Below are 10,000 nucleotides of genomic sequence, written 5' to 3'. Positions count from 1 at the left end.
TGACCCCGTCTGCGAGGCTGCATAGCCTCATCAACCAGCGACGTCCGCCGAGCCCTTTTCAACATCGGGCGGGACATCCCCTGATGCTTATGGCGCATCACGTTGCTCAAATTGATGGTACAGAGGCAGTCGAGACTAGGGATGGATAGCATAACCCGCGGACGAATCGGAATGATCGTTCCTGGAACGATGGTTCCGGCGTCGGCTCCATCATCGCCATGGATCTCAAGGAGGTCATGGCGATCAATCTGCGTCGGTTGCGTCATGCGAAAGGGATGACGCAAGAGGAGTTGGCCGAGCGGGCCGGGTTGAGCGCCCGGTATATCGGGGCGATCGAGCGCGCCGACGTGTCGGCGAGCGTCACCGTCCTGGGCCAGGTGGCCGAAGCGCTTGATGTGGAGGCTACCGAGCTGGTGCGAGCTCCTCATCGCAATGGCGACTCGGCGATTTCAGCCGAGCCTCAACAATAGCGCCTTCGTCCCGGGCGCCGCTGGGTTCGACCTTGGCCGACGGCGGCCCAGGAACTCTCGAAAAAGTCGATGCCCCGCCCGGACCGGCCGGACGGGGCATTGTAGGGAGGTCAGTCGCTCCGGCGGCCGTTGGGGCGGGACCAGATCAGGCTGTAGCCCTCGCCGTCCTCGTCATCGAACAGGTTGGCGAAGATCGGGGCGGTGAAGCTCGGATCGTCGAGCTTGAGGCCCAGATAGTCGCGGCCTTCGTTGGAGCGCTTGGCCCAGGCGGCGCCGATCTCGACCCGGCCGACATAGACGCGGTGGCTGGGGCTGTTGTCGCCGGAGCGGGTGGCTTCGGGGACGATCCGGACGTTCTTGGCCTGGACCGAGAGGGTGACGATTTCGCCGGTGAATTCGTTCGAACCGGTCTTCTTGAAGGTGCCGATGGTCGCCATGGTAGTTCTCCTTGATCTCTGTTTCCGAGCCCGCACCATTGCGGCCTCGATGGTGATCGAAGGGCCGGAGGCGATCGACGGCGCACCCCGAAGGGGCTCGACAGCAAAGGAGGGGCTTTCTTGTCTCGCGAGGAATGACGGCGCAGCCGGCAGGGGAAGAAAGTTTTGACGCCGCTGTTGCGCCATAGGCGGTCGAGGCTTTAGCCGGCCTTCGGCCAGATCCATCCATCGAAGAGGCCGTTCGGTGCGCTCGGCCTGACAGAGCTGAGATCAAGGGGAACTTGGCGACTTTCGAGTCACCGCGGAGGCTGGCCAGTGAATTCGACGGTAATCCGGGCCCCGTCCTGGCCACCAACGGATCTCCTGCTTCGGAGACCAAGCTCCGGCTGCACGCCCCGTCACGCGCATCGTTGGCCATATCCGAAAGACGTCGCCACCTCGGCCATGTCGCCTCAACAACCCGCCACGACGCCCGGTACTCTGCGATGATCGGGTGAGCTTCGACGCCAGTCGGCCCTCACTCCGCGTTCGACGACGAGGATCGCGAGCATACCGAATGCGTGATCTGGCCCCACCCCGACGGCCGTCGACGTGATGATGTCAGCCCCGCGCTAAGCCCTGTCCGGCTGGTCCGGGCGCGGCCATTCCGGTGAAGCGGACGAACGCCGTGACGCTGACGGCGACCGCGCCGATGACGGCGAAGATCGTCTGCCAGGTGGGTGAAGGCATCGCCATCTGGGCGATCCCATGCGTGGCGCTGTAGCCGGCGACGGTGGCGGGCGCGACATAGAGGAAGATGATCAGGAGCCGAGCCCATGCCCAGGGCACAAAGGCGAGCGCGAGCTGGCCCAGGCCAAAGGTGACGCCGCCCGCCACTAGACCCACGGCGATGCCTCCAAGCACGCCGGCGCCGGTGTGAAAGGCCCAGATGCCGATCGTCAGACCGGCGAAAAACGGCAACGCAAATACAGCGAGGGTGAACAGCAGCCAGCAGATAAAGCCGATGCCGACGATGACGAGGAGTGGTCCGAAGATGATCATGGCGGTGTACTCCGTGAGATAAAGGTCTGACGGTCGCGCCTTCCACCACCACCACGGCGCGAGCATGAGTATAGCCGCAAACAGGCGCCAGTGGGAGTGGGAATCCCGCTGGCGCTCTGAGGTTCAGCGTGTGTGGCGGTTGGCCCCTTCATGGTTGGAAGGGGTCGAATTCGTGGATGACGGCGGCGGGATCGCCGTCATATTCGGCGGCCAGCATGACGCCGAAGTTGCCAGCGTCAGCATGAAAGACGACTACGCAGACCATGAGAGTGATGGCGAGGTTCCAGCCGTTAGCGAATGCGAGGGCTTGAGACATTGATCCGGCTCCTGTGCTGAGGCGGGGACCATCCCCGCGCGACAGGCGCCCGATGTGTTCGGCCGAGGGCCGCAATCACCGCGAAGGCGAAGACGCAGCGGCGGCACGCTTCGCGTAAGCCGACCCTTTACGGGTTGATGGCGTCAGGTCCTCTGCCGGACCAAGGATCAGCGCTGATAGACGCGGGGTGGCGTCCGCCGGCAGGAGCCGCCACTCAAAGGCCGTCGCGGACAATGCATGGAACCTCGTTGTCCTCACGGTGCGCTGGCCGATCAGCTAAGGTGTGCTTACGAGTCGACATGATGGTTGAGGCATGCGGCATGGCGGAATTTACGGGACGCGACCTGCACCTGGTGAAGAAGGCGCTCGCCATTGCGGTACTGGCGATCGAGCGGCAGCCGGGGCCGTTTCAATCGGCGTCCGATCAGAGCGACATGAAGGCGCTGCTCGATGGCCTGATCGAGAACGATACGGAGTTGGCGCACTATGCTCGTGCGGCCCAGATTGCCGTGACGGGTGAACCGGACTGAAAGGCGGCTTTGCTGAAAGCCGCCGATCCGCTTTTCCGGGTTCACTTCATTGCGGACGAAGAGAAGGCAGCGCTCACGCGCCGCCAAACTTCCAGACCGGGATGCCGAACTTCTTGGCCTTGTCGGCGAGGTTGTCCTGGATGCCAGTGCCCGGGAAGTGCATCACGCCGATCGGCAGCACTTCGAGCATTGCATCGTTGCGCTTGAACGGCGCGGCCTTGGCGTGCTTCGTCCAGTCGGGTTTGAAGGCGATCTGCGTGACCTTGCGGTTGTCGGCCCATTTGGCTGCAATTAGCTCGGCGCCCTTGGGCGATCCGCCGTGCAGCAGCACCATGTCCGGGTGCTTGGCGTGGACCTGATCGAGCTTCGCCCAGACCAGCCGGTGGTCGTTGAAGTCGAGCCCGCCGGTGAGTGCGACCTTCGGACCCGGGGGGAGGAGCACCTGGTTCGCCGCGCGCTTCTTCGCCGCCAGGAAGTCGCGGCTGTCGATCATCGCGGAGGTCAGATTGCGATGGTTGACCTTCGAGCCGTTGCGCGGCCGCCAGGCCGAATGGGTGTGATGCTCGAATTGGTCGGCCGCTTGATCGCGCATCAGCTCGAAGGCGTTGCGGCGTTCGATCAGCGTCTGGCCTTCCGCCGTCAGGCGTTCCAGCTCGACGGATTTGACCTCGCTGCCGTCCTGTTCCCGTTGCGCGCGTTGCTGGGCCAGCTCGTTGTCGTCGAGTTCGCGTTCGATCCGTTCGATGGCGCGATGGAAGACATTCACCGTCGACCAGAGCAGGTCCTCGAGGTCGGGTTCGAGGCGAGTGTCAGCCAGCGCCACCACGAGGGCGTCGAAGATGTCGGAGATGCTGCCGGCGAGGATGTGCGCTTCGGGAAGCGGCCTGGGATCGGGCTCGTCGTTGAAGGGGCGGTAGCCATAGAGCTGGAGTTCGTGGAGGACCTGGTCGGTCGGGGATGAGCTGTGGTGCGGCTCGAAATCGTCGTCGTGGTTGGTGGTCATCGCGGCTTTCCTTGTCGGATCGGCCGCGCCCATCGCGGCCTTCATGGCGACGAAGGCGGCGGGCGGAACGGACTTGCACCCGCAGCGCAGCGGAGGGCCGAAGCCTCGGCGGAGGACCGAAGGGGGCCGACTATTTTGTCTCGCGATGTAAAGGCGGCTCCGCCGCCGACGGAAAATAGTCGGCCCACAAGGTTGCCGGTCCGGGCCGCTTGCTGCCCGATCGCCCTCTCAGAAGGCCGTGGGCGTGGTCCTCTCCGACGCTGAGGGAAAGCACGACCGCCGACCCTGTGGCGACGACGCCGGCGAATCGCCTCTCATCCCATTCCGGCTAGGCCGCCAGCTCCATGAAGCGGGCGACGTCCTGTGCGGCGATCTGCACCCGGCTGGCCGCTCGAAGCGCGTCGATCCCGAGCAGGCGGAGATCCTCGTTGAAGTCGCCGAGCCGTGGCGAGATCACGATCGCCTCGATCCCGACCTCCTGCGCCCGGTCAACCAATGTCGCCATCGCGCCATCGCCGGCCGGATCGTCGTCGCAGGCGATGTAGAGTCGGCGCAGCGTGTCCGGGAGCAGGATGGCGGAAAGATGCGCTGCCGAGAGGGCTGCGACCATCGGCATGGTTGGCAGGACGCATCGGAGCGACAGTATCGTCTCGATACCTTCGCCGGCCGCCATGATCTCGCCCGCCACGCCAAATCGAACGGCGTGACCGAGAAGATCGCCCATCGCCCGTCGCGGCGTGTCGATCGGCGCCTTGCCGAGTGTCGCCTCGGTGAAGCCGCCGGGGTCGAGCCAAGTGCGATGCGCGCCGGTCAGATGGCCGGAAAGATCGGCGACGGCGGCGATCATCGCCGGCCACGTCTCGGTCGGGCTGTGCTCGTCCGGCCGATAGTAACAGCGCGGATGGAAACGCAGGCTTCCGGTTCCGTGCAAAAACGTAATGCCGCGATTACGGAGATACGCTTCTACGAGAGTGCGTTCGATCGGCTGCGACATGGCGAACAGTCGCCGTGCCGCCTCCGGCGATCCGGTTGGAGCGCTGGGCGTTCGCGATCGGGGACGATCCGGCTCAGGCTCCGGGTGCGGCAGGCTGAGGAATGAACGTGCCTCATCGGCAACGTCCTTAAAGTCGACCAGGCCGCAGCTTTCCCGGATCACGTCGAGCAGATCGCCATGCTCGCCGGTCGCGGCGTCGGTCCATTTGCCGGCCGGCCCTTTCGGCGACTCCTTGAGCCGAACGAACATCGAGCGGCCCGGCGTATTGCGCACGTCGCCCACGAGCCAGTAGCCGCCTTCGCGGCGGCCGGCGGAGAGGTAGCGGCGGCACACCGCCTCGGCGTCGCGCGCGAGACGGTGCGCCAATTCGGCCGCGTCGTGGCGTGCCATCACGCGGCCTCCCGCTCGCTGATGCGCAGGGCCGGATAGTGGTCGAGGACTTTCGCCAGCACGCCGGCGCCGGTGGCGTCGGTCGGCACGAACATGCGCAGCTTCCACGAGATGATCTCGCTGAAGAGGCCGTAGGCGCGCAGGCGGTCGCGCATCGTGTCGGTGAAGCCCGACAGCTCGATGCGGTGAGCGCCCATGACGCGCACGCGGTGGAGCTGCTGGCCCTCGGCGAGGTCGAGAACGGTGCGGCCCTCCATCAGCGCCGTAAAGGCGGCATCCGGCGTCAGGGCGATGGTCCCGGTTACGGACGCGTTCGCCGCCCAGGCGGGCGAGACCCTGCGGCCGATGATGCGCTCGCCGGTGTCGGTCTGGAGGCGATACACGCGCGTCGACTCGTTCGGCAGGCGCTTCCAGATCGGCAGCAACAGCCCGGCGACGATATGGATCGTGCTGTCGGCGAACTCGGGGATCTCGGCGACTTCGTGAACCCATGCGGTGGCGAAGGCCTCGCGCTCCGCCGCCTGCCAGTGGCTCTCGTCCATCATCTTCAGCGACGCATGGTGATGCTCCATCGGCCGGATCAGGCGTACGCGGCGTTCGATCTCGCCATCGTCGAGCATGAGGCTCGGCGCGGGGATCTGCACGGCGGCGCGGCCCGAGCGCTCGTTGACGAGCAGCATAGAGCGGGGATCGGTGAGATGGTCCAGCGCCTCATCGAGCGTCACCGGGCGATTGCGCCGGCGCTCGGTGATGGTGAGCAGCCGGGTCTCCGCGCTCGTGGCGGGATGGGTGTAGATCGAGCGGCGATCGGTGATGACAAAGCTCTCGGCCCGCAGCGTCTCCAGCCCGACGTCATAGACGCCGCTGGCGATGGCGCCCTCGATCTTGGCGTTCAGCAACTGCTCAAACGCGGTGAACAACGCGCCCTGCAGATCGATGGTGAGAGCGAGCAGGCGGTTGAGGAAGGTTGTGATCGGCGGCAATTCGTCCTTGATGCCGTTGGCATCCATGAGCTTGAGGCCCGTGGCGGCCTCGAACATCTGGAGCGAGCAGCCGTCGATCTTGCCGCGTACGAGCAGCAGGTAGAGCTGGCGCAGCGCGTCACGGGCGTAGTGCGATTCCAGATTGTCTTCGGGTCTGAAGAGTCCCTGGCCGCCGGTCTGGCGCTGGCCGCGCGTGATCGCGCCCAGCGTGTCCAGCCGACGGGCGATGGTCGAGAGGAAGCGCTTCTCGGCCTTCACGTCCGTGGCGATCGGCCGGAACAGCGGCGGCTGCGCCTGGTTGGTGCGGTTGGTCCGCCCCAGCCCCTGGATCGCCGCGTCGGCCTTCCAGCCGGGTTCGAGCAGATAGTGGACGCGCAGCCGACGGTTCCGCGCCGACAGTTCGGCGTGGTAACTGCGGCCCGTCCCGCCCGCCTCCGAGAACACCAGGATGCGCTTCAGGTCATCCATGAAAGCGGCGGTCTCGGCGAGATTGGCGGAGGCCGCGCGGTTCTCGACGACGAGGCGGTCACCCTTGCGCACCACGCGGCGCGAGCGTCCGGTCACTTCGGCGACGAGGTCTGTGCCGAAGCGCTGGACGATCTGGTCGAGCGCGCCGGGAACGGGCGGCAGCGAAGCCAGCCATTCGATCAGCTCATTGCGGCGGGCGACGGCTTCGCGGCTCTCGACGGGCTGGCCGTCCCGAAAGACGGGCCGGGATGAGAGGTTGCCCTCGCTGTCGGTGAACGGCTCGTAGAGTTGCACCGGGAAGGAATGAGAGAGGTAGTCGAGAACATACTCGCGCGGCGTGATGTCGACGCGGATGTCGTTCCATTCCTCGGTCGGAATCTCGGCGAGCCGGCGCTCCATCAGGGCCTCGCCGGTCGAGACGATCTGGATCACGGCGGCATGGCCGTCGGCGAGGTCCTGATCGATCCTGCGGATCAGGGTCGGCGTCTTCATCGAGGTCAGCAGATGGCCGAAGAAGCGCTGCTTGGCGCTCTCGAAAGCCGAGCGTGCGGCCGACTTCGCCTGGGCGTTCAGCGTGCCGCTCTCGCCGGTGATGTTGGCGGCCTGCATCGCCGCATCGAGGTGATTGTGGATGATCGCGAAGGCGCCGGCATAAGCGTTGTAGATGCGCCGCTGCTCGTCGGTGAGCGGGTGCTCGACCAGCTCGTATTCGACGCCGTCATAGGAGAGCGAACGGGCGGTGTAGAGCCCGAGCGAGCGTAGGTCGCGGGCCAGCACCTCCATCGCCGCGACTCCGCCATCCTCGATCGCCTCGACGAACTCAGCGCGTGTGGCGAAGGGGAAGTCCTCGCCGCCCCAGAGGCCGAGCCGCTGTGCGTAGGCGAGGTTGTGGACCGTGGTGGTGCCGGTCGCCGAGACATAGACGACGCGCGCGTCCGGAAGAGCGTGCTGCAGGCGCAAGCCCGCACGGCCCTGCTGCGAGGGCGCAACGTCGCCCCGCTCTCCTTTGCCTCCACCGGCGTTCTGCATGGCGTGGCTCTCGTCGAAAATGATCACTCCGTCGAAATCGGAGCCCAACCATTCGACGATCTGGCGGACGCGCGAAAGCTTCTCGCCGCGGTCGTCGGACCGCAGCGTAGCGTAGGTTAAAAATAGGACGCCTTCGGACAGCCGGATCGGTTTGCCCTGGGGGAAGCGCGAGAGCGGCGTGATGAGCAGGCGCTCCATGCCGAGGGCCGACCAGTCGCGCTGGGCGTCCTCGAGCAGCTTGTCGGACTTCGATATCCAGACCGCCTTGCGCCGACCCTTCAGCCAGTTGTCCAGGATGATGCCGGCCGACTGGCGGCCCTTGCCGGCGCCGGTGCCGTCGCCGAGCATGAAGCCCCGGCGAAAGCGGACGGCGTTCGGCGCATCGTCGCGGGCGGCGGTGACGAGATCGAAGGTCTCGTCCACGGTCCAGGCACCGGCGAGATAGTCGCCATGCGCCTCGCCGGCATAGACCACGGTCTCGAGCTGGGCGTCGGACAGCAGCGCGTCGCTGACGAGATTGATCGGCAACCGTGGCCGATAGCTTGGCTTTGGCGGCGCGACCGAGGCCATGGCGGCGGACTGCACCAGCTTCGTCGGGTGCGCCTGGGCTCCGGGAATCCGGATCGATTGGAGCCGGTATTCCTCATAGATCGCGTCGCTGAGACGCGCGCCCTCAGGCGGCGTCCAGTCGATTGTCTCATAGGCGAGATCGACCGCCTCCGGATCGGCGACCGAAGGCTTGACCGGGTGCGCCGCAGCGGCGCGGGCGAGATAGCCGCGCACGGTTCGCGGCGCGGCGCCGGCCGAGATGGGAATGGCGAGGCTGGGCGCGAACGCCAGACGCGGCGGAACGTGCTCGGCGATCCAGCCCAGCAACGTGGCGACGTCGGGTGCGATGCCAAGGGACGCCGGCAAGGCGGACGGGTCGTCAGCCGGCGCCTTGTCGATGACGATCAGCCGCGTGTCGATCGTGGTGCCGTGCTTGGCGTAGACCGCGCCGTCGATCGTGGCCGTGAACACGATGCGGCCGCGCTCTTGCAGCCGGACGAAGGCGTCGCGCCAGGCTGGGGTGTCCGGCCCGAAGCTCGCGCCGGTGATCGCCACGAGCCGCCCGCCGTCGGCGAGACGCGCGAGCGCCGAAGCGATGTGGCGAAAAGCGGTGTCGGCCATGCGGCCGGCGACGTTCGCCATCGCCGAGAACGGTGGGTTCATCAACACGACGCTCGGGACGACGGCCGGATCGAGGTGATCGTCGATCTGAGCAGCGTCGAAGCGTGTGACGGAGACGGCCGGAAAGAGGGAGGTGAGCAGCGCCGACCGGGTCTCGGCCAGCTCGTTCAGCACGAGCGCGCCACCCGCGATCTCGGCCAGGATGGCGAGGAGGCCGGTTCCGGCCGAAGGCTCCAACACGCGGTCCGCAGGCCCGATGGCGGCTGCGGTCAGAGCGGCGTAGCCGAGCGGGGTCGGCGTTGAGAATTGCTGGAAAGCCTCGCTCTCGGCGGAGCGGCGGGTGTGGGTGGGGAGAAGGCCGGCGATCTTGGTCAAGGCGGAAAGCCGGGATGCCGGAGAGTCGGCTTTACGGAACAGCGCCTTTCCGTATTTGCGGAGGAAGAGGACGGTCCCGGCCTCGCAGGCGTCATAGGCCGTCTTCCAGTCCCAGGCGCCCGAGGCGTCGGAGGCGCCGAAAGCCGCTTCCATGGCCGCGCGTAGGATCGCGGCATCGACGCGCTGGCCGCGCTCGAGATGTGGGAGGAGCTGCTGGGCGGCGGCGATGATCGAACAGGGGGCGTCGGGACGATGGACAGGCGACGGCTGCGCGGCCTGGTCGGCCGCGATCGGAGAAAGGTCGTTCATGAAGGGAGCCTCGGGAGAGCGGGAACGGGCGAGCCGGCCGGCGCTCTCTCTCGGACCGTACCGGCTCAAACCCGTCCCGGCCGTCCTCTCCCTCTCATCGTCACGGCCGTGGCCGACATGAGGAACGGCGCCCCGCCGGAGGGCGGGGCGCAGAGGAATGTGCGGCGATGGTCAGTAGCCGAATTGCCAGGAGGGCCAGGCCTGGCCGTCGTCCGCCGCGGCGAAGGCGTCTGCCAGGTAGGTGGCGTCGCCCTCTACGACGGTGGGATCGGCGATAGGCGTTTCGTCGATCACTGTGACGCGGGATACCAGCCCGTCCTCGACCTCGACATGCACAGGGACGAGGTACTGGAAGACGACGCGACGCGGTTCGGCCTTCGCTTGCTTTGTCATGACGCGCCTCCCGAGAGCCTGTTGCAGAATGGGTCTTCGGAATGTGTCGCGATCGCAGTGAGATCCGCCCTTGAGCCTGCGGCCGGCGCCTG

9 protein-coding genes are annotated in these 10,000 nt (G+C 66.7%); 2 read left to right on the top strand and 7 right to left on the bottom strand.

The genetic code is table 11. The annotated features are described in order from the left end of the window. Positions 1-218: 218 nt before the first annotated feature. Positions 219-470 (top strand): helix-turn-helix domain-containing protein, encoded by a 252-nt coding sequence (locus tag IEW15_RS24080; protein WP_188582857.1) that lies wholly within the window; start codon positions 219-221, stop codon positions 468-470. A 110-nt stretch (positions 471-580) separates the two neighbouring features. On the opposite strand, the gene IEW15_RS24075 is transcribed toward IEW15_RS24080, so the two are convergent. The 3 genes from IEW15_RS24075 to IEW15_RS24065 form a co-directional block, all read right to left on the bottom strand. Beyond that, positions 581-907 carry a DUF736 domain-containing protein gene (locus IEW15_RS24075; RefSeq protein WP_188582855.1) on the bottom strand — a complete coding sequence of 109 codons (327 nt, stop codon included), beginning with the start codon at positions 905-907 and terminating at the stop codon, positions 581-583. Positions 908-1,507: 600 nt separating this feature from the next. After that, positions 1,508-1,948, bottom strand: coding sequence for a hypothetical protein (locus IEW15_RS24070; RefSeq protein ID WP_188582854.1), 441 nt, complete (start codon positions 1,946-1,948; stop codon positions 1,508-1,510). Between the two features lie 148 nt (positions 1,949-2,096). Continuing rightward, on the bottom strand, positions 2,097-2,264 hold the full coding sequence (locus IEW15_RS24065; RefSeq protein ID WP_188582851.1) for a hypothetical protein: 168 nt from the start codon (positions 2,262-2,264) through the stop codon (positions 2,097-2,099). A gap of 320 nt (positions 2,265-2,584) precedes the next feature. Between IEW15_RS24065 and IEW15_RS24060 the strand changes: the two genes are divergently transcribed. After that, on the top strand, positions 2,585-2,794 hold the full coding sequence (locus IEW15_RS24060; protein ID WP_188582859.1) for a hypothetical protein: 210 nt from the start codon (positions 2,585-2,587) through the stop codon (positions 2,792-2,794). A gap of 73 nt (positions 2,795-2,867) precedes the next feature. Here the strand turns inward: IEW15_RS24060 and IEW15_RS24055 are convergent, their stop codons facing one another. From IEW15_RS24055 to IEW15_RS24040, 4 genes are all read right to left on the bottom strand, one after another. After that, positions 2,868-3,797 carry a DUF2493 domain-containing protein gene (locus tag IEW15_RS24055; protein ID WP_188582849.1) on the bottom strand — a complete coding sequence of 310 codons (930 nt, stop codon included), beginning with the start codon at positions 3,795-3,797 and terminating at the stop codon, positions 2,868-2,870. Between the two features lie 328 nt (positions 3,798-4,125). Further along, positions 4,126-5,181 carry a DUF7146 domain-containing protein gene (locus IEW15_RS24050; protein WP_188582847.1) on the bottom strand — a complete coding sequence of 352 codons (1,056 nt, stop codon included), beginning with the start codon at positions 5,179-5,181 and terminating at the stop codon, positions 4,126-4,128. After that, positions 5,181-9,515, bottom strand: a complete 4,335-nt coding sequence (locus IEW15_RS24045; protein ID WP_188582845.1) for a strawberry notch-like NTP hydrolase domain-containing protein — start codon at positions 9,513-9,515, stop codon at positions 5,181-5,183. Before IEW15_RS24045 ends, IEW15_RS24050 begins: the two co-directional genes overlap by 1 nt. Positions 9,516-9,686: 171 nt before the next feature. After that, positions 9,687-9,908 carry a hypothetical protein gene (locus IEW15_RS24040; RefSeq protein WP_188582843.1) on the bottom strand — a complete coding sequence of 74 codons (222 nt, stop codon included), beginning with the start codon at positions 9,906-9,908 and terminating at the stop codon, positions 9,687-9,689. Positions 9,909-10,000: the final 92 nt, after the last annotated feature.

The sequence above is a fragment of the Tistrella bauzanensis genome (genome assembly GCF_014636235.1).
GTDB lineage: Bacteria > Pseudomonadota > Alphaproteobacteria > Tistrellales > Tistrellaceae > Tistrella > Tistrella bauzanensis.
The sequence above is the reverse complement of the archived record's forward strand: the minus strand, read 5'-3'. Positions and strand labels throughout refer to the sequence as shown.